The organism is Microcoleus sp. S36b_A4 (genome assembly GCF_036700645.1).
GTDB lineage: Bacteria > Cyanobacteriota > Cyanobacteriia > Cyanobacteriales > Microcoleaceae > Microcoleus.
The window spans coordinates 1-18,305 of the sequence record NZ_JAUBPI010000032.1 but is presented as its reverse complement, the minus strand read 5'-3'; the positions used below and the strand labels follow the sequence as shown (position 1 = coordinate 18,305).

At 45.8% G+C, this 18,305-nt stretch carries 18 protein-coding genes, 1 tRNA gene and 1 pseudogene; 8 read left to right on the top strand and 12 right to left on the bottom strand.

Translation table 11 applies throughout. The features are described 5' to 3' along the window. Window positions 1-267: 267 nt before the first annotated feature. From QUA03_RS12720 to QUA03_RS12685, 8 genes and pseudogenes are all read right to left on the bottom strand, one after another. Window positions 268-874 (bottom strand): annotated as a pseudogene (locus QUA03_RS12720) (Uma2 family endonuclease). Between the two features lie 163 nt (window positions 875-1,037). Further along, window positions 1,038-1,111: transfer RNA gene (locus tag QUA03_RS12715), tRNA-Val, on the bottom strand. 86 nt (window positions 1,112-1,197) lie between these two features. Continuing rightward, a complete protein-coding gene (locus tag QUA03_RS12710) occupies window positions 1,198-3,303 on the bottom strand; it encodes a serine/threonine-protein kinase (RefSeq protein WP_333212553.1) in 2,106 nt (701 codons plus the stop codon). 106 nt (window positions 3,304-3,409) lie between these two features. Continuing rightward, window positions 3,410-3,856 (bottom strand): SRPBCC family protein, encoded by a 447-nt coding sequence (locus tag QUA03_RS12705; RefSeq protein ID WP_015175311.1) that lies wholly within the window; start codon window positions 3,854-3,856, stop codon window positions 3,410-3,412. Between the two features lie 197 nt (window positions 3,857-4,053). Further along, on the bottom strand, window positions 4,054-5,490 hold the full coding sequence (gene zds / locus QUA03_RS12700) for a 9,9'-di-cis-zeta-carotene desaturase (protein ID WP_333212552.1): 1,437 nt from the start codon (window positions 5,488-5,490) through the stop codon (window positions 4,054-4,056). Window positions 5,491-5,552: 62 nt separating this feature from the next. Continuing rightward, window positions 5,553-5,909: a type II toxin-antitoxin system PemK/MazF family toxin gene (locus QUA03_RS12695; RefSeq protein WP_333212550.1), complete on the bottom strand. Its 357-nt coding sequence runs from the start codon at window positions 5,907-5,909 to the stop codon at window positions 5,553-5,555. 4 nt (window positions 5,910-5,913) lie between these two features. Continuing rightward, entirely contained in the window at window positions 5,914-6,168 is a 255-nt protein-coding gene (locus tag QUA03_RS12690) for a hypothetical protein (protein ID WP_333212548.1), read from the bottom strand. A gap of 136 nt (window positions 6,169-6,304) precedes the next feature. After that, window positions 6,305-7,957 carry a DUF6930 domain-containing protein gene (locus QUA03_RS12685; RefSeq protein ID WP_333212546.1) on the bottom strand — a complete coding sequence of 551 codons (1,653 nt, stop codon included), beginning with the start codon at window positions 7,955-7,957 and terminating at the stop codon, window positions 6,305-6,307. Between the two features lie 245 nt (window positions 7,958-8,202). Between QUA03_RS12685 and QUA03_RS12680 the strand changes: the two genes are divergently transcribed. The 3 genes from QUA03_RS12680 (at window position 8,203) to QUA03_RS12670 (ending at window position 9,492) form a co-directional block, all read left to right on the top strand. Continuing rightward, entirely contained in the window at window positions 8,203-8,556 is a 354-nt protein-coding gene (locus QUA03_RS12680) for a HesB/IscA family protein (protein ID WP_006632680.1), read from the top strand. 125 nt (window positions 8,557-8,681) lie between these two features. Then, a complete protein-coding gene (locus QUA03_RS12675) occupies window positions 8,682-9,098 on the top strand; it encodes a tetratricopeptide repeat protein (protein ID WP_333212545.1) in 417 nt (138 codons plus the stop codon). A gap of 196 nt (window positions 9,099-9,294) precedes the next feature. Next, window positions 9,295-9,492 (top strand): hypothetical protein, encoded by a 198-nt coding sequence (locus tag QUA03_RS12670; protein ID WP_006632682.1) that lies wholly within the window; start codon window positions 9,295-9,297, stop codon window positions 9,490-9,492. 277 nt (window positions 9,493-9,769) lie between these two features. On the opposite strand, the gene QUA03_RS12665 is transcribed toward QUA03_RS12670, so the two are convergent. Then, window positions 9,770-11,401, bottom strand: a complete 1,632-nt coding sequence (locus tag QUA03_RS12665) for a DUF3352 domain-containing protein (RefSeq protein WP_333212544.1) — start codon at window positions 11,399-11,401, stop codon at window positions 9,770-9,772. A 148-nt stretch (window positions 11,402-11,549) separates the two neighbouring features. Here QUA03_RS12665 and thyD point away from each other — a divergent pair, with 148 nt between their 5' ends. Together thyD and QUA03_RS12655 are read left to right on the top strand one after the other, a co-directional pair. Further along, window positions 11,550-12,476 (top strand): thylakoid membrane protein ThyD, encoded by a 927-nt coding sequence (gene thyD, locus QUA03_RS12660; RefSeq protein WP_333212543.1) that lies wholly within the window; start codon window positions 11,550-11,552, stop codon window positions 12,474-12,476. 236 nt (window positions 12,477-12,712) lie between these two features. Then, window positions 12,713-13,363 (top strand): Uma2 family endonuclease, encoded by a 651-nt coding sequence (locus tag QUA03_RS12655; protein WP_333212541.1) that lies wholly within the window; start codon window positions 12,713-12,715, stop codon window positions 13,361-13,363. Window positions 13,364-13,385: 22 nt separating this feature from the next. Here QUA03_RS12655 and QUA03_RS12650 read toward each other — a convergent pair whose 3' ends face one another. Together QUA03_RS12650 and QUA03_RS12645 are read right to left on the bottom strand one after the other, a co-directional pair. Then, on the bottom strand, window positions 13,386-14,330 hold the full coding sequence (locus QUA03_RS12650) for a glutathione S-transferase family protein (RefSeq protein WP_333212619.1): 945 nt from the start codon (window positions 14,328-14,330) through the stop codon (window positions 13,386-13,388). A gap of 207 nt (window positions 14,331-14,537) precedes the next feature. Further along, on the bottom strand, window positions 14,538-15,440 hold the full coding sequence (locus QUA03_RS12645) for a hypothetical protein (RefSeq protein WP_333212539.1): 903 nt from the start codon (window positions 15,438-15,440) through the stop codon (window positions 14,538-14,540). Window positions 15,441-15,771: 331 nt separating this feature from the next. Here QUA03_RS12645 and QUA03_RS12640 point away from each other — a divergent pair, with 331 nt between their 5' ends. From QUA03_RS12640 to QUA03_RS12630, 3 genes are all read left to right on the top strand, one after another. Beyond that, window positions 15,772-16,707, top strand: a complete 936-nt coding sequence (locus QUA03_RS12640) for a class I SAM-dependent methyltransferase (protein WP_333212537.1) — start codon at window positions 15,772-15,774, stop codon at window positions 16,705-16,707. Window positions 16,708-17,010: 303 nt separating this feature from the next. Beyond that, entirely contained in the window at window positions 17,011-17,334 is a 324-nt protein-coding gene (locus tag QUA03_RS12635) for a hypothetical protein (protein WP_333212535.1), read from the top strand. Between the two features lie 478 nt (window positions 17,335-17,812). Beyond that, window positions 17,813-18,109 (top strand): hypothetical protein, encoded by a 297-nt coding sequence (locus QUA03_RS12630; RefSeq protein WP_333212533.1) that lies wholly within the window; start codon window positions 17,813-17,815, stop codon window positions 18,107-18,109. Here QUA03_RS12630 and QUA03_RS12625 read toward each other — a convergent pair. Then, window positions 18,087-18,305, bottom strand: a 219-nt coding sequence (locus QUA03_RS12625) for a transposase (RefSeq protein ID WP_333212531.1), incomplete at its 5' end; no start/stop codon positions are given. The genes QUA03_RS12630 and QUA03_RS12625 overlap by 23 nt on opposite strands.

The window sequence follows — 18,305 nt, the reverse complement described above, 5'->3', positions numbered from 1 at the left end:
CTTTCTTTAACACCGAACTCCTGCAAACAACCCAACTGCTCAGCAACAGCCTCGACGAAACGTGGCAACTATACTAAATCTCTAGCCTAGACATATTCTGTCATTCCTAATTGAGAATGCCAAATCTATTAGTTTGGTGATAGAAACCACAAAAACCGCTTTGTGGGCGGGTTTTAGGTATGGAAAGAAAGGGACTCGAACCGCTGACCCCTCCTACAATGGCATTGTAATGCTCTAACTAACTGAGCTATGCGATCGCCTCAGCACTTATCCACCGTTAAAAATTTGCTTAGCGGTCAAATTTAACTCTGGAAACACCGCTGATTCAATTCTTTCATCTCCCCAAAACAGCTTAATTTGATACTCACCATCTACTAACTGATAAACCGATAAAGCAGGCTGTTTGGGATAACCAATATAACGGCTACCCCCTAAGCCCAAATAATCTACAATCCAATATTCAGGAATGCTTAATGCTTCATAATCAATCATTTTATGTGCATAATCATCACGCCAATTTGTGCTGACTACTTCAATAACTAATTTAACCGAATTTCCCTGAGTAATAACTGATTCTCTTTCCCATCAAGACTCATTGGCTTCAACGGCTTGTTTATCTAATACAATCACATCGAGATCGTAGCCAGAGTTATCGTTAAATTTAATTGTACATTCCTTGGGAATAAAGGAAGTTGTAATCGCCTGATTTCTAAACCCAATTCTATCGATTGAAAACCCGCGTTGGATGAATGCTTACCAGTTGGATTTGGCATTTAATTTAAACCATAAATCAGTTATGTAATTCATAACGGATTTATGGTTTTCCTTCCAGAAATTCATCAAAACTCCTGAACTTCGATATCGCTTGAGTCATGGTAAAGTCTTCCATGCTCTAATATCATTTGATTTTGATTCAGTAGGGTGCGTCAGATTTTTAAATTCATGATCTAACGAATAGGTTAATTGTCGAGCGAAAGACAAAACTCTCGGTAGGAGGGCAAACCTAAAACCCTTGATTTATAAATGATTGAAATTCATGGACACAACTGGACTCGAACCAGTGACCCCTACGATGTCAACGTAGTGCTCTAACCAACTGAGCTATGCGTCCTCACGAATTCCTAATGTAGCAGAACATTCGATCGCCTGTCAAGCATAAATATAAGATTTTTTAGACGGACACTCTTGACATCGCCCCTAATGCCCAATCCCCCGCCAAATCCTCACAGTTCGATCGCCCGCACCGCTAGCCAAACTCCCCCCATCAGCACTAAACGCCACCGACAAAACCTCCCCCCCGTGGCCCGTCAGAATTTCCAGCAAACTCCCCGTACCCGCATCCCACAAATAAATCGTGCCATCCCGACTCCCCGTCGCCAAAACCCGACCATCGGGACTCAACGCCACACACAAAACATCCCCAGAATTGTCCCTCATACTCCGCAACAGCGTCCCTCGCCCCTGTCCATCCACCCGCCACAGCTTCGCCGTACCATCCCGACTCCCCGTCCCCAAAATCAATCCTTCTCCTACTCCCCCCCTTACCAAGGGGGGGCTGGGGGGGGTCTGACCGGCAGGGGACACAGAGGAAGTCAATCCTTCTCCTACTCCCCCCCTTACCAAGGGGGGGCTGGGGGGGGTCGGGCCGGCAAGGGAGTTGGGGGAGTTCGCAGCAAAAACGATCGCCCGCACCCAATCCCCGTGCTCCGCCAGAGTACAAATCGATCGACCATTTTGCCAATCCCACAACTGCACAGTCTTGTCCCGACTGCCACTAGCCAAAAACTCCCCGCCAGGACTAAAAGCCACCGCCTCCACCCCGCCAGCGTGACCAGTCAAAGCCGACATCCGCCTTCCCTTATTCAAATTCCACAACTGCACAGTTTTGTCCCGACTACCGCTAGCCAAAACCTGACCATCCCGACTAAACGCGACAGCAGAAACCCTGTCAGAATGACCAGCCAAAGCGTACCACCACTTACCCTTATTCAAATCCCAAATATGAATCATTTTGTCCCTGCCGCCACTAGCCAAACTCGCGCCATCAGGACTAAACGCCACACAAGTCACCCAGTCAGAATGACCCGTAAGAGTGTACCACCGCTTACCCGCGTCCAGCTTCCACATCTCAATCGTCTTGTCCTCACTGCCACTAGCTAAAGTCGCACCATCAGGACTGAAAGCTACCGACGTAACAGCATTAGAATGCCCTACCAGAGTATGAACACACCTCCAAGTGGGCGCGCGTGTGGGAACAACCCGCTGCATCGGCGGCACAGGTAAAATTGTGCCTGCAACCGTTGGCGGCACTGCATTCTGCACCACCGGTGTCCTCTGCGGCACGGAAATTTTAGGCGCTGGTAGGGGCGATGCCCCCGTGCCCGCCCCCGCCGACTGCTGCGGCTGCAAATCTTTCAATACCTCAGCTACAGATTTGTAGCGCCGACTGAGACTCGATTCGATCATTTTGTCGAGAATGCGACTTAATTTCGGATCAATTGGAACCTTCAAAAAGTCTCGCCAAACCCAAGCATCTTGATTGATATCGAACAAATCAAAAGGAGATATTTGAGTCAGCAAATAAATGCAAGTTACTCCCAAACTATACAAATCACTGGCATAAACCGCTTGACCTCTAATTTGTTCCGGCGCCACGAATTCGGGAGAACCGATGACTGTACCGGTTTCTCTCAAACCCTCCACAACTTTTGCAGCGCCAAAATCAACTAAAACTAATTCCCCGGTTAATGTGGGGTAAGTATAAATGATGGGAGTTTGAGAAAGGCGGCGGCGGATAATATTGGGGGGTTTAATATCTCGGTGAATTACACTGCGATCGTGCACGAACTGCAATACTGGCAATAAATCCTTCAGCAGACTGAGAATCTTACTTTCGCTGAAAGGCCCAGTCCGCGCCAACTCTTCCTGTAAATTCTGACCTTCTATAAATTCCTGTACCAAATACTGATAGCGTTCCTGCTGAAAGTGCGCCAACAATTCGGGAATTTGCGGGTGTTTCCCCAACTCGTCCAGCCGCACCGCTTCTCGGTTGAATAATTCTGCTGCTTTTTCGCTGCTGCTGGTACCTTGAGATAGCGGGAAAAACTGTTTAATTGCACAGCGGGGTTTTGAGGGTTTGTCTTGGTCTATTGCTAAAAAAGTGCGACCAAAACCGCCGCGCCCCAGGGGTTTGATGGCGCGGTAACGCTCTCTGAGCAACAGTTTGGAGCCGCAATTCAGGCAGAATTGGGTACGATCGGCATTTTGCGGGTTTTGACAGGCGGGGTTTAGGCAATAACTCATAACTAAACCGAGAAGGAATCAGCAGCACATCTCTATGATACTGACGCCAAAGGGCGATCGACTCTCGCGTTACAATTAAAAACCACAGGACTTTAGTCCTCAGAATTTAAGATGTGGCTTTTACTTTCAGAGCATACTCTTTAAACCTTTCCAAGTCAGCCTGAATAGTCGATTCAACCACGCGGCCCAGAAATAGGTTATCCATCAATTTTCCCAGCCAGCCGGGAATTCCGTAAGCCACTGTCAGCTTGACTATACTGCTGTCTTTGCGATCGTAAAATCTTACGGCACCTCTATTTGGCAAACCGTCTACCGATTCCCACTGAATTATCTGATTTGGCACTAATTTGAGAATCCGAGAAAGCCAGCTAAATTCTAACCCGCCAGTTGCGAGTTTCCAGCGAGACAATTCTGGATCTTCTTCGAGAACATGAACAGATTCTATCCACTTCATCCAGCGTGGCATTTGCTCTAAATCTGACCAGAGTTGCCACGCTAATTCGATGGGAATTGCCACTTCTACTTGGACACTGTGTTCTAACCAATCAGTCATGGGATTTTAGATTTTAGATTTTAGATTTTAGATTGTGGATTTTCTCGTTTATTGTCGAATCTAGATCCCCCTAAATCCCCCTTAAGAAGGGGGACTTTGAGAACACTGTTCCTCCCCCACTTATTAAGAGAGACTTTGAGAACACTCTTGTCCCCCCCTTATTAAGGGGGGTTAGGGGGGATCGAGACGACTAATGACTAATGACTGTAAGCTTCGAGAATTGCCTTAGCCGCTTGATGGCCTGAAAGTGTCGCTCCTTCCATACTATCAATGTAGTCTTGCTGAGTGTAACTTCCTGCTAGAAAGAAATTGGCGATCGGAGTTTTTTGAGCTGGGCGGAAAAGATCCATTCCCGGTGCTTCGCGATACAAAGATTGAGCGAGCTTCACTACACTGTACCAAGTCATGTTTAATTCCCGCGCTGACGGGAATAAATCCTGAACTTGCTTAAGTACGTGTTGGGCGATCGCCTCATTGCTTTGTTTAATAAACGGATCTCCCGGAGTCAACACCAACTGCAACAGAGAACCTTGTCCTTCCTTATAATAATCCTTGGGACTTGTCAGCGCCAAATCAGCAAAACAGGAAAAATCTGCATCTGCTGAATATAGCAAATTATCGATTCCTACAGCGTGGCTCAACTGCTTGCGCTTGGCTTCGTCTTCTAGTTCCGTTACCCAACCGTCGAACCGCAATTGTACTGTAGCAACTGGCACAGCATCTAATTTATAAATGTTGTCAAATTCTGACCATTTGCGCCAAGCTGGGGGCAATATTTTCTGAATTCCAGGCACATCTAATGCAAAAACATAAGCGTCTGCGGTAATATTTTCTTCTGTTTCGCTGTTAGCTACTACCAAGCCTGTGACGCGGGTTTCTTTGCCTTCTTCAAACTGAATTTCTCGGACTCTGCGCCGCGTGTAAATTTTTGCTCTTTTGCTTTCCAAATATTCCACAATGGGTTTGTGCAAATATTCGTTGGGAGAACCAGCCAGCATCCGCATGACAGAGGCTTCGGTTTTGGAAGCAAAGAATTGAAAGATTGTCAACATACACCGGGCTGAAATATTTTCAGTGTCGATAAAACCCAGTGCGTAGGCGATCGGATTCCACATTCTTTTGAGCGAGTTTTGGTTGCCCCCTTGACTGCGGAACCAGTCAGCGAAGCTAACTTTATCCAAATCGCGGATCGTTTTCATCGCTCCGTCAAAGTCTATCAAACCTCGGACGATCGGGCTAGTTCCCAGGGCGATCGCATTTTGAATTTTGTCTTGTACGGATAGCTGGGATGTAGTAAAAAATGCCTTCAATCCGTGCAAAGGAGCACCCACCGGAAAGCGAAAATCTAAAGAACCGGTTTCGCCGCCTCGATTGATAAAAGTGTGGACGTGTTCTTTGAGGAGCAAATCGTCAAATGCTCCCACTTTTTTCATCAGAGCAAATAAGTTATAATAGCAGCCGAAGAAGACGTGCAAACCCATTTCCACGTGATTGCCGTCGGGATCTACCCAACTGCCGACTTTGCCGCCAACAAAGGGGCGGGATTCAAAAATTTCTACTTCGTGGCCGGCCTCCACTAAATCGACTGCTGTGGTCATTCCAGCCAGTCCCGCACCTGCGATCGCAACCCGCATTTTACCTATCCTTTACAGTATTTTTACAAATTGTAACAAAATTTAGAATATTAGAAATATTATTAAAGTTCGTAAATGCCGATCGACATTTGTATAGCCCTCTGAACTCTTGCTAGGACATCGGCACTAAGTTGACCGTAAGGGCCTTGTTCCAGATAAGTCTTTTGGACAGTTATAATTTGCTCGCAGACAGCCAGCGAGTCAGATTCTAACCCTCCTTCACCAGGCGGAATCAAAACCCGAGTCGGAGTTTCGCCCCCTCTCAAATCGCTAGTAAAAGGGACAATCAGTACAGTACGGCTCAATTCATTCCGGCTATCTATGGAAACGACAGCAACAGGACGCTTTTTGGTATCTCCGATCGTTCGCAAAGCTCTAACAAGATAAACTTCGCCTTGTCGCGGATAAGCTTCTGTCATTGTATCAAAGACCTTCCTCTATTAAAATTTCTTCCATTTGTTCCTGAGCAAATGTTGCCCATTCTTCCTCAAACTCAATATCTTCTTGGCTGCGGTTTTGATAAAACTTCCGCAACTTATCTTCTATTTGCTTAGCGTACCAGAGACGGAGAGCTTGTTCGATAGCCTCCGTCCAATCATCAGTAAGCTGGTCTATTTTCTCCGCGAATTCAGCATCAAGGGCGACTAACACTTCTCGCTTTTGAGTAGAATTTGACATAATCATTTTCCTTTATAATTTAAAACCTAGGGTGCGCTGGGGCGCACCTTACAAATTACTTTTACATATTCTTTCTTCCTTCTTCCTTATTCCTTATTCTTTCTTCCTTCTTCCTTCTTCCTTATTCCTTCTTCCTTCAAAACATCGGCATTAACTGAAGTGGCCCAATTCCCAACTCTTTAGCAGACACCCAGCGCACCTCAAGCAAAGCGATCATATCCTTAAACTGAGGCTGACCGCGAGAAGCACCCATCAACCCTTTAGCAATAATCAAACCGCACCAACCGTTGGTTAATTTACAGCGACGGTCCCACTTCTTGCGAGCTTCCTGATGCACCGGATCGTCTTCATTGAACTCCCCAAACAAATACAACTCTCCATTTTTAGTTTGCAAAATACCCAAGTCGAATTGCTCATCCTGAAAAGGATTTTCGCCCGGATTAAAACCAATTCCCTTCACACCTCCAGCTTCTTTCAAATCCTGAATCATAGTTTTTGCCTTTGGATGAGAAGTTTGAATCATCACCACCGGCAAACCATCTCCGGCGGTATTAATATCAACTTCTGCACCTTGGTGAAACTGGACACTTTGGCGCAGGAAATCTACCGTTTCCCAAGGTACGGCGCCGAGACTCAAAAATGAATTTTGCGGCACCAAATCGTCCCGCAGCAGTGGCTTGTCAAATTCCTCATCATCGTCATCATCGTCATCATCGTCATCACCGAGCATCTGTAATAATTCGTCTGAAACATCCGGCATCGTGGAAACTTTAACGGATACCTGTTGAATTTCTCCGTCAGGCTGCGCCACTGGGATGCGGTAGCGGCTGCTAAGAGTGGGAAAAGTGTCTGAACCCAATTTCCGGCGGCCGTTGCGGAAAAAGCGATGAAAGGCTTCGAGAGCAACTAACATCGTGAGGGCTTCTTCTTCGTAAAGAATCGATCGCAATCCTTCTAAAGGATGTAGGTTGCCGAAATTTGGTTCAATTTCCGATGGAGGCAAATCGGCTAAATCAATTTCGTCGTCCTCGTCGTCCTCATCAATATCTGCGGCACTTTCAAAGGTAACAAACAAACAGTCTTGCCCTAAAAAAGCCTGTTCTAAATCTTCAAAAGATTCATCGTTGACGACTCGTTCTCGAAACCGTTTCAAGGATTCTAGAGAACGGTACAGTAAAACTCCGTAATCCATTCTGCCTTGCCCCAATACAGACACGTAGAGGCTGGCGACATCCCACTGATTGATTTCAATAGATATAATTTGATGTTCCCTCAAAGTCCGCCACGGAGCATCTTGCCAAATTTGAGCAGCTTTTTCCATTAAAACTTCAGCATACTGAGGGGGCAACTCAGGAGGTCTGTTGATTGCGACCTCTTCCATGCCGCGAAATATTTCGTCAATTAGGGGCAATTCCGGTACGTAGTCAATGGAAATGCCTAAATCTTGAAGTACGCCCCGCAGATAAAATTGAATTTCTCGGTTTTTGACTACTATTTTTTGGGGGCGGACTGCGGGAGCCGGACTTTGGGGATGTTCCATTGCCCGTAGCAGGGCCCGGACGATCGCCTCTGGGCCGGCATCTGGGCCTACCATGTCCATAGCCCTCACGACTCCTTCGGAGCCATCGACCCAGAGAATGCACTCGCCACCTGCTTCTAGAACGTCGTCGTCATCTAGCATCATGTGCGAGTCAGCATTAGACAAGGGTCGGCGATCGCCCTCCCACACGCTGGGAATTTGAGGTAAGTTTTGTAGCCGACGAAGAGTAGTGCGATTCAGCGCTGCCATAGAGTAAGCCCGTTGGGTGAAGCATTGTTGCGGTGCCGGTAGCCGGTCAACCGCTGCTTATCAATCATAAACCCTATAGGGGGAGAGGACATCGAGCTTGGGAACGAGGCCCCACGCTAATTAAAAATTAGAAGCTAAAAATTCGGTCTTCAGCATCTAACCGAATGCCTTCCGGCGAATGCCTGTACAATGGAGCAATAAGATTAAACTCTTTGCATTAGACAGTCTCAGGAGTTCGGCAAATTATGACTCAAGCCATTTCTGAAAAGCGCGGCATTCAAATGACGGACTCTGCTGTCCGTCAAGTTTTAGCCCTGAGAGAAAAACAAGGTAAAGACCTCTGCTTGCGGGTAGGGGTGCGGCAGGGCGGATGCTCTGGAATGTCCTACGTGATGGATTTCGCAGATCCAAGCACTGTGAAATCCGACGATGAAGTGTTCGACTACGACGGTTTTCAGGTAGTTTGCGATCGCAAAAGCATTCTTTATCTCTACGGTTTGGTTCTCGACTTCAGCGATGCTATGATCGGGGGCGGTTTTCAGTTTACTAACCCCAACGCAACTCAAACTTGCGGTTGTGGCAGTTCTTTTTCTACATAAATTGGAAAATAGGGCATTGGGGATTGGTAATTGCTAATTGCTGAGAATGCCTCGGACTGCCTTGCTGCGTCCTGCACCCAATGCTCTTTCCAATCTACAATCTAAAATCCCAAATCTAAAATCGAATGACCCCTGAAGAATTGTTTAAAGACGGTTTCGATCGCTACCAAGCTGGCGAAGCCCCGGCTAATCTGATCCCCGTGTTTAAAGAAGTGTGCGAAAAAGCTCCCAAAAATGGCAATGCCTGGGCTAGCCTCGCGTGGCTCTACCTGTTGGAAAATAAACCTGCACCGGCTCAAAAGGCAGCGAAAACAGCCGTTAAATTGAACCCTCATGACCCCCAAGCTCGCATCAACCTAGCAGTAGCGATCCTCGATCTCAAAGAAAAAGGAGTGCGCCCCCACGTCGAAGTGGCTCAGCAATTAGTGATGGCTTCGGAAGAGTTGCTCGACGAAGTTAAAAAAAATTTTGAAGAAGGATTAAAGAGAAAACCCGACTGGAAGAGTCTCGCCCGCGTTAAACAGTGGCTTCTGGAGCCGTAACCACGCAAACAAGTCGATTTTTGGGCGGGGATCGAAGAAATCGGCTGTGCGGTTTATTACGACATCGTAATAAATCAATAAATAACTTTATGGAAAACTCAGGAAGTCAGTGCTAGTATTTGAAAACTTAGACGATTGCCAAATCCGCTCAGCGGTTTTCAGATTTTATTAGGATAATACTAGGAGTTGTAAAAACATGAGCACTGACAGCCACGTTAACATCAAACCAGCAACCCGGAACCACAAAGGTTTCTTTATTCAGCCCGCTTCTTACAAGTTGATGAGCATAGATAAATCTGGCTGGGCATTAATTTGCATGGACAAAGCAGTTTGTCACTATGTAGATCCTGATGATTTGCAATTGCCCAATAAATCGGGAATGTCTGAAGGTTAATTCTGAAGTTTTGAGAGACTTTAAGATGCTTTATTTGAGTAGCTGCCCTCCATTGAGGGCAGCATCTTTTTTTTGTCAGAAAAAACTCCGGCCATGAAGTCGTGTAAGGGATTTATATCAATTCCGGTTGCACTCCTCCGGAATAGTTGACTGTTGACTGTTGACTGTTGACGGGCCGGTCGAAAAACTGAATGGTTGAGTGTTAACTGTTGACTCGATTTGATTATTCCGATGCAACCGGAAAGGATATTAAGGGATAGAAGGATAGAAGGAAAAATTACCGGTTAGATTTGAAGGCAAAAAGCATCTCCAACTCAGCAGTTGTCGGTTGTGTAGAAGCTGTGGCTACGCTAACTCCTCGGAGAGAATTGAGCAATTCAGCAGCAGGCGGTGAAATTAAATTTGGCTGTACAGCAAGCAAATATTGGTTAGCCCAAGACATGGTTTTTTCCATATCTATGTAAAAGTAACCTTGGTTTGCCCGCGGTAAAGAAGTAGCGATCGCCTGAAAACTTGGACTGCTGCTTAACGGCTGGGGTGGCGTCGAAGTAATCACATCAACTAAAGGCCCGCCGAAAGCTACAAACACAGAATTTTCATTCAGCCAACCGTGCCCGAATAAAGTGCCTTGCTGGGGTATTTGCCACTCCGTAACCTCTTTGCCTTGAACTTGTCTGGGGGCGACACTGACTGTAGGATTGCTTTTGGCGATCGCATCGAGTTTTTTCAGGGTTGCTTCGGCTGCAGGGCGATCGCTAGTTTCAAAAATCATCGCCGCCCCCATGCCCAACTGAGATAAAATGCCTTGATTAGAACCGATCGCCCCGATCGCAAATTCCCCGTTCATCCAACCAAAAACATCTCGATCCGCATCCAGATCCAAGCGCTTAAAACTATTCCTCACTTGCTGAACTCCCCTATCAACTTCCGGGCTATCTTTTGCCTGGGCGGTTGCTTGTGACCAAATTTGATCGATTCCCTTGCCGCCGACTAAAGCAATAGTTTCATCCGGAAATCTGGGCAACAATTTCGATGCGAATTGTGGATTTTGCTGAACGAATTTAGGGTCTAACTGAGCAATAGTTTTTACCCTCAATCCCTCACTATCCGCTCCAATTCCCGCAACCAAAGACTTAACTTGTTTGAACTGCGAAAACACTGTCCAAGGCAACTGGATATCTGGGGGCAAATTAGCTTTCAATTGCTCAATTGCCGCAGGATAGTCAGCAATATAAACAGTTGCGATCGGATTCTTGACACCAGCACTTTCTGCAAAAAACTTAGTTGTGCTCTGCTGGGTGGCGAGGGAGGGTTCTCCTTTAAAAGTATCGATCGCCAATTCCACAGGCTTTTTCAAAGGAGCCATCACTAATTGGTCGTTCAGCAAAGCCACACTGTAGCGCTTGCCAGTTGGCTCTGCAATCTCATAAATTTTAACTCCCTTATACTCGGTTTCTTGAGTAGTTGCACCGGGCTGAGATTTTAATTTATTAGCAAAATTCCAAGCGCTAATTTTATTTTTCACACTGACTACTACCAGCAGTTTTGGAGGCTCGGTTTTCGCAGCAGCATCAGGGGGCAGCACAGCGACCATCACCCCCCCCAGCCAAGGCTTTAAGTCCCTGTCAAAGTCGATTTGAGTGCCTGCCAAGCTTTGTTCTTGAAAGGCTTTCAAACCCTGACCGATCAACTTTTGAGCCCCAGGGGTGCCAAATCGCTGCAACTGTGACAGCGCTTGGGGATTGGGGGAGATGAACGCGGCCATCATTGCTTCGTCGGGCACAACTTTGGCGCTGTCTTGAGGGTTGGATACTTGTTGGCCCAAACCCTGGAAGTAAAAGTAGACCCCAGCGCTACCTGCTGCGGCGACGGAGGCAGCAATTAGAAGCTTTGATTTTTTTGCAGGCATGGCTTGTGTTCCTCGTGTCCCATATCAGTTTAATCAAAATACAGAAAGCTTGTCGGGAGGCGATCGAGGCTGCTCTTTATTTTTGTATAATTCAAAACAAGTTTGGACGATCGTCTAAACTACTGTTGATGTGCATTGCGGGTAAAAAATGAAAGTAGCGATCGCGGGAGCAACGGGATTTGTAGGTAGCCGACTGGTGGAAAAGCTGCAAGCTGCGGGACATCAAGTTGTGGTTTTGAGCAGGGATGCGGCGAAGGCTGGGCGAGTTTTTCCGGCTTCAGCTTATCCGAATTTGCAAGTTGTCGCCTACACTCCTGCCGAGTCTGGTGATTGGCAAAAGTCGATCGCGGGCTGCGACGCTGTTGTCAATTTAGCTGGGGTTCCAATTGCGGAGGAAAGGTGGACGGAGGCGCGCCAGCAAGCAATTCTGGACAGTCGCAGACTGACGACGGCAAAATTGGTCGAGGCGATCGTCAATGCTAATCCTAGACCATCTGTGTTGGTTAGCGCATCGGCGATCGGCTATTACGGAACCAGCGAAACCGCTGAGTTTGACGAAACTAGCCCTGCTGGGGATGATTTTTTAGCAGCAGTTTGCAAAGACTGGGAAGCAGCCGCCCAACCTGCAAAAAATGCGGGAACGCGGCTAGCAATTTTGCGGCTGGGGATAGTTTTGGGAATGGGAGGCGCGTTGGCAAAAATGCTGCCACCTTTTAAACTATTTGCAGGCGGCCCAATTGGGACAGGAAAACAGTGGTTTTCTTGGGTTCACCGCGAGGATGTGGTTGATTTAATTTTGTACGCTTTGCAAAATTCGCAAGTTGAAGGCGTTTTGAATGCGACAGCACCGAATCCGGTGCGGATGAATGAATTGTGTCAAACTTTAGGGGAAGTTTTAAAGCGGCCTTCTTGGTTGCCGGTGCCAGGTTTTGCTTTAGAAATGCTTTTGGGAGACGGGGCAAAAGTTGTTTTGGAAGGGCAGAAAGTGTTGCCGAAACAAACTTTAGCTAGCGGTTTTCAATATCAATATCCGACGCTGAAATTAGCACTCGAAGAGATTTTGTCTGGAAGCTAGGAAGTAGCCGAATCATCGTTGTCCAAGAAACCGGATTTCTTCGATAATTGTGGCATCCTCACGCCGGATTTTGTTAATAAACCCGGTTTCTGAGGGTCCTGCGGGCCTAATCCAAGAAACCGGGTTTCTGCGAGAATGTTGGCATCTTCACGCCCGATTGTGGTAAGAAAGCCTGTCTCTGAGTCCCATGCGATCGCTGTTATCATAAAATCACTTGAGAACAGAAGGGAACGACAATGCAAACCCAAGAAAAACCAGCAACCGAAAAGCAACCACAAACAGAAAAACGCTACTACACGCCAGAGGAATATCTCGCATTAGAAGAAAGTGCGATCGACAAAAGTGAATACCATGATGGGGAAATCGTACCAATGACAGGCGGAACAACCAACCACAACAAACTTGCACTGAATTTTTCTCGCAAATTCCCCTTGACTGTGAATGGTCAAGATTACGAGACATTTATCAATGATGTGCGCCTGTGGATACCCCAAACTCGCCGCTACGTCTATCCCGACATCATGGTCATTCAAGGAGAACCTATTTATCACGAAAACAACAAAACAATTGTTACAAATCCTCTGGTAATCGTCGAGGTTTTATCCAATTCAACCAAAGACTACGATCGAGGTGGTAAATTTCTCGCCTATCGATCAATCCCGGAATTTCGAGAATACATTTTAATTGACCAATACAGCTATCACATTGAACAATTTGCTAAAAGTTCTAATGGCAAATGGGTATTAACAGAATATGATTCAGAGGAATCTCTATTAACCCTAGAATCCGTAGAATTTCAAATGTCGCTGAGAGAGATTTACGAACGAATTAATTTTGAAGTTGAAGACGAAGAAGTAAACCAGACAAAAAGTGAAATTCAAGAATAAGAGCGAGTCCGCGCCAACTCGTTCAAAAACTGGCTTTCTTTGCGACTTTTTCTCGATCGTGAGCTTTGAGCAAACTCGCCGGATCGGGCCCAGCGGGGATAATGCAGCCGGGATTCAGCGGGAACAAATTGCCGTAATAATCGCGTTTGACAGCCTCCAAATCGCAAGTGCCAGCAACTCCCGGTAACTGGTACAAATCGCGCAGATAAGCTCCCAAATGCTCGTAATCTTGAATGCGGCGCACATTGCATTTGAACAAGCTGTAGTAAACGGCATCAAAACGGAATAGAGTAGTAAAAAGCCGCACGTCTGCTAATGTCACCCGATCGCCACAAAGATAACGACTCCTCAAGAGCGATCGATCGATCTCGTCTAAAACAGCAAACAATTCACTGCAAGCCGAATCATAAGCAGCTTGAGATTGCGCGAAACCGCAGCGATAAACGCCGTTATTCACCGATTGGTAAATCTTCTCATTCCACTCGTCAATTTGTTCTCGCAAATCCAGAGGATAAAGATCCATTTGAGGATTGCTCGCAAACTCGTTAAACTCCGAGTTTAGCATCACAATAATTTCCGAACTCTCGTTATTGACGATCGCCTTTGTCGAGTCATCCCACAGCACCGGCACCGTACACCGCCCCTGATAGCCCGGTAAAGCCAACTGGTAAAGTTCCGGCATCGTATTGCAGCCAAAAGTCTCCGACTCCATCACCCACATTCCCCCTTCCGAGGGATACACAATAGACACCGATATCGCATCTTCCAGCCCTTTGAGCGCCCTCGTCACCAGAGTGCGGTGCGCCCAAGGGCATCCCGTACCCACGAAGAGGCGATACCGTCCCGCAGCGGGTTGGTGAGGGTTGTCTGGTGCAGTGCTGACAAAGTTGCGGAAACTGCTGCTGGGGCGAATGTATGCTCCCGTGCGATCGGGCGGCGCTAGTTTTGACATCATTAATTGCCACATTGATGTCCAGACAAATTTGCCGAGCTTGACTGTTACGGATGAAGGAAGCGATTTGTTTTTCACAATGCGATTAAAAGAGGTTTGCTAACATAATCTGCTTATTTTAACTCACATTGCGAGGTTTATTCCCTCGTTCCCAGGCTCTGCCTGGGAACGCAGATGCTTTGGCTCTGCCTCCCTCTGTTCCCTCACCTGAGAACGAATTTTCTAGGATCTGCCAGAGGCTATTTCAGCATAAGCTCGATCGATCAATCGGCGAGCAACCGTCTGAATTCCCGTATGTTCGTAATAATTGGTAGTCATGTCTAAAAACGCCGCCACATAATCCAATTTGTCATCAGTAACATCAACGTATTGCTTGAGATGGCCCAAAACTATGGCGGGAGTTAAGCCGCGAGACTGTACTAAATTGTTCATCCAACCTTGCGCTGAAGCGAAAGTAGTTGTCACAAATCCGAACTTTTGTGAATTATTTGCGCCGGGAATTAGGTTGCTGATATTTTGGAATGTTGAGTTTTGCTGCAAGGTTGAAGGATTCAATCCGCCTATGGTATTTTGTGCTACTCGAATGAAGTCCGGGCCAAGGGGAATTAAACCGTCAACACACACTAAAGCAGCCATCCGCATCAGAGATTCGCCTTTGTAATGAGATAAATAATTACCAAAGCTTCCCACATTGTTAAGGGAAATATTGTTAAGTTTGCAGTAGGCTATTAGCTCGATCGCCACTTTGACACACAAGTCGATCGTTTGAGTTGTGTCAGCTTTGGGAGTGAGGCGGTTGAGAAAGGAAAGAAAGCCGATGTTTTCGCCAATTTTACTGGCCATAGCCGTTGCACCTAACGCACTGTCGGCGCTGTCTGCTAACTGGTAAAGCCTGACTACGCCTTGATATGGCTCATTGGGGTTAGCGTAAAGCTCGATCGCGCGATCGCGAATTTTTTCAACTAATTTGCGCTTGGTTTCCCCAGTCACCGCTTGAATAGTATTCTCAAAACCCGTTAGATTATTCCACTCCCCCGGAACCACAAAATCGAGGGATTTGAGCATCATCACAGTGACGCCACCAGACGGCAAATTGTCAACCAATTCCACAATAGATTTGCTCATCAAAAACTCCTGAATAGCCCGATTTAAAGTGTTCTTCCAAATACTCCAACTTCGGCAAATCCGATTCCAGATTCCAGATGAATTCCCCAGAAGGAAGTAGGTAAGCACAAATAAATATTATACCACCCGATCCACTTTTGCCCTACTCTGATCTTTCCTCTCTTCTCTAACTCTGCGTTCTCAGCGCCCTCTGCGGTTCATTAAAAAAAGTCTTTTTCACCAAACATTTGCATTTCACTCGCCAGCATAAAGTTAACTTTCATTATATTAACCGACTCAAAATCGCCTAAGCGTGTTAAAATAAGTGGCGCAAAATAGAAAAACATAAAACATGACGGTTGCAGTTAACAAAACTCCGGGATTAGCCTCGCGCTTAGTAAATGGCGTCCTTTCCATCAAGCCTTTGGCTAATCTAGCCAAGCACCAAGCACGGGAAATGATGATAAAAAGAGGAGAAAAAATCGGAGTGCATTGGCGACAAGAATCCCAAGCACTTTTGTCCCGGAATTGGGATGCAGAATTGCTCAGCGTTCAAAATCCCGATCTTGTTTACCCGAAATATTATCTAACATCATTCCACGCTTATGAAAAAGGTAATATGAGTTGGGAAGCTGCTACAGAAGTTGAAGTTGCCGCCCGTACAGTTCACGCCACTATTTGGCCGGAAGCAGGTGCAGAAGGCGATGCAAAACTCCGCGCCAGCTATCACGAAGTCATCAAATCTCAGATTGCTTCTTCGCCGCGAGATATTGTTGATTTAGGATGTAGTGTGGGAATGAGTACCTTTGCCCTTGGGGAGGTTTACCCGCAAGCGAAGATGACTGGGGTGGAGTTATCGCCTTATTTCTTAGCCGTTGCTAAATACCGTTCCCAACAGCGAGAATCTGAATCTTTAAATCAAAAATCTCCCACTTGGGTGCACGCTGCTGCTGAATCTACTGGTTTGCCTGCGGCTGCTTTTGATTTAGTTTCTATGTGTTTAGTTTGTCACGAATTGCCACAGAAAGCTACGAGAGAAATTTTTCGGGAAGCGAGGCGTTTGCTACGTGTTGGCGGACATTTGACAATTATGGATATGAATCCTCAGTCGGAAGTGTATGCCAAAATGCCTCCTTATATTTTGACTTTGCTTAAGAGTACGGAGCCTTATTTGGATCAGTATTTTGGGTTGGATATTGAGCAAGCTTTGGTAGATTCCGGTTTTGCCCAGCCGACAATCACTTGTAATACAGTCCGACACCGCACTATTGTTGCTGAGGCAATATAGCGGTTTTCAGTATAGTGAAGTACAGATATCGGCTAGGACACGGCACTGCCGTGTCTAAAGCTGTATTTATTTCATCGGGTTGAAAACTGCTATAAATAGTAAAGTTGCATCGATATTATTCAATGCTTGGGGCGGTGCGTGAGTGTAAATAGTCTAATCTGTGGATTTAAACATTTCGGCGATCGCACCCCCTACCGATAAATAATGGCGATGCTACCGGATTTGATATTAGACAGCCGTAGAAGCTATTCACAGCGCCATTTGTTAGACATTTTGATAGAACCCTAAAAGAAGGACATGAGCATGAACCCGACCGACCCATCTCCAAACGTCATCGATTGTTTGCAGGTTATCTTGGATGCGACAGCATCGAAAAATTACGAGCTTTTTACTACAGTCGGTGATGCAGGCTACAAAGCGAGCATTACACAAAAAATGTTTGACGATGTTAGCGAGCAGCTTGCTTCCCGCCTGCAAAAGGGATACTCAATTAATTATTTTGGTGAAATAAAACAAGGTAATTTTCCGATTTATTTGTGGAAGCTGAGTTTTGAAGATGGTGGAGATGAATTTGTGGCACACATGACTATGAATGGAGACAAAGTTGCTGGGATTTTCATCGAATAACCTATCTTGGTGATAGTGATTCCGGTTGCACGAATGATATGATTGTTGAATGTTGAGTAAAATTAGGATTTCCTGAAAACTGACTGTTGGGATATTTGAACAATACTGATGCAACCGGAAACAATATGATTAGAAAGCTAACGAAACACACTATTTTTAGTGTAGATTGACCTTGACCATGAAATTTATTTTCGGTCTATCGACATAGGGTAGAAACCGGGTTTCTGAGCGTAAGTCACACCAGAACTATGAATGGACAAAACATCTGTTGGTAGAAATGTGTGCACCCATATCTCGAAAGTGGCGAGAGGAATGCTTAACTCAAGGACTTGATGTTTGTAAACGAGCCTTGATTTACTGAATAGAGATAATTCCAGTTAAACTAAAGTTAATGGGGCATCTCAGTTTAGCGGTTGGGTGCTCCTATCTACATTAGTTAAAGGTCTTTTGTTTATCTTTTTTATAAATACACAATATTATGAGCACTTGTCATCAAAGCCTGATTACTCATATCTCTTGGGGACGTATTAAAGTAACCACTGACGGCCAAACTTGTCAATTCAAAGATTGTAAAATATGGTGGGGAGGTGCTAAGGAATGGGATTGGAGACTCACAGGTACTCGTCACCAACCAGGTATTCAACCTGCTGATATCGAAGAAATTTTAGAGCAAGGTATAGAATTTATGGTTTTGACACGTGGTATGGAACTCATGCTACATATAGTCATTTCAAATAAGTATGAGACACTCTTCATGCACAATAAGCACGAATAACTTCATCAAGAGATGTGTTAGGAGACGCATACATTTTAGCTCTCTTTAATGCACTAAAATCATGCTCAATATCATTTAAGTCAGGAGAGTATTTTGGTAAAAATATTATCTGATGACCGGCCTCCTCAACCAATAGTCTAATGACCGTCTTACGATGAATGGGTGCATTATCCATAATCAATATAGATGGACTGGT

What these genes read in the sequence shown, in the direction of transcription:
- QUA03_RS12710 (WP_333212553.1), bottom strand. Translation starts at nt 3,303, where the DNA reads ATGAGTTATTGCCTAAACCCCGCCTGTCAAAACCCGCAAAATGCCGAT.
- QUA03_RS12705 (WP_015175311.1), bottom strand. Translation starts at nt 3,856, where the DNA reads ATGACTGATTGGTTAGAACACAGTGTCCAAGTAGAAGTGGCAATTCCC.
- zds (WP_333212552.1), bottom strand. Translation starts at nt 5,490, where the DNA reads ATGCGGGTTGCGATCGCAGGTGCGGGACTGGCTGGAATGACCACAGCA.
- QUA03_RS12695 (WP_333212550.1), bottom strand. Translation starts at nt 5,909, where the DNA reads ATGACAGAAGCTTATCCGCGACAAGGCGAAGTTTATCTTGTTAGAGCT.
- QUA03_RS12690 (WP_333212548.1), bottom strand. Translation starts at nt 6,168, where the DNA reads ATGTCAAATTCTACTCAAAAGCGAGAAGTGTTAGTCGCCCTTGATGCT.
- QUA03_RS12685 (WP_333212546.1), bottom strand. Translation starts at nt 7,957, where the DNA reads ATGGCAGCGCTGAATCGCACTACTCTTCGTCGGCTACAAAACTTACCT.
- QUA03_RS12680 (WP_006632680.1), top strand. Translation starts at nt 8,203, where the DNA reads ATGACTCAAGCCATTTCTGAAAAGCGCGGCATTCAAATGACGGACTCT.
- QUA03_RS12675 (WP_333212545.1), top strand. Translation starts at nt 8,682, where the DNA reads ATGACCCCTGAAGAATTGTTTAAAGACGGTTTCGATCGCTACCAAGCT.
- QUA03_RS12670 (WP_006632682.1), top strand. Translation starts at nt 9,295, where the DNA reads ATGAGCACTGACAGCCACGTTAACATCAAACCAGCAACCCGGAACCAC.
- QUA03_RS12665 (WP_333212544.1), bottom strand. Translation starts at nt 11,401, where the DNA reads ATGCCTGCAAAAAAATCAAAGCTTCTAATTGCTGCCTCCGTCGCCGCA.
- thyD (WP_333212543.1), top strand. Translation starts at nt 11,550, where the DNA reads ATGAAAGTAGCGATCGCGGGAGCAACGGGATTTGTAGGTAGCCGACTG.
- QUA03_RS12655 (WP_333212541.1), top strand. Translation starts at nt 12,713, where the DNA reads ATGCAAACCCAAGAAAAACCAGCAACCGAAAAGCAACCACAAACAGAA.
- QUA03_RS12650 (WP_333212619.1), bottom strand. Translation starts at nt 14,330, where the DNA reads ATGTGGCAATTAATGATGTCAAAACTAGCGCCGCCCGATCGCACGGGA.
- QUA03_RS12645 (WP_333212539.1), bottom strand. Translation starts at nt 15,440, where the DNA reads ATGAGCAAATCTATTGTGGAATTGGTTGACAATTTGCCGTCTGGTGGC.
- QUA03_RS12640 (WP_333212537.1), top strand. Translation starts at nt 15,772, where the DNA reads ATGACGGTTGCAGTTAACAAAACTCCGGGATTAGCCTCGCGCTTAGTA.
- QUA03_RS12635 (WP_333212535.1), top strand. Translation starts at nt 17,011, where the DNA reads ATGAACCCGACCGACCCATCTCCAAACGTCATCGATTGTTTGCAGGTT.
- QUA03_RS12630 (WP_333212533.1), top strand. Translation starts at nt 17,813, where the DNA reads ATGAGCACTTGTCATCAAAGCCTGATTACTCATATCTCTTGGGGACGT.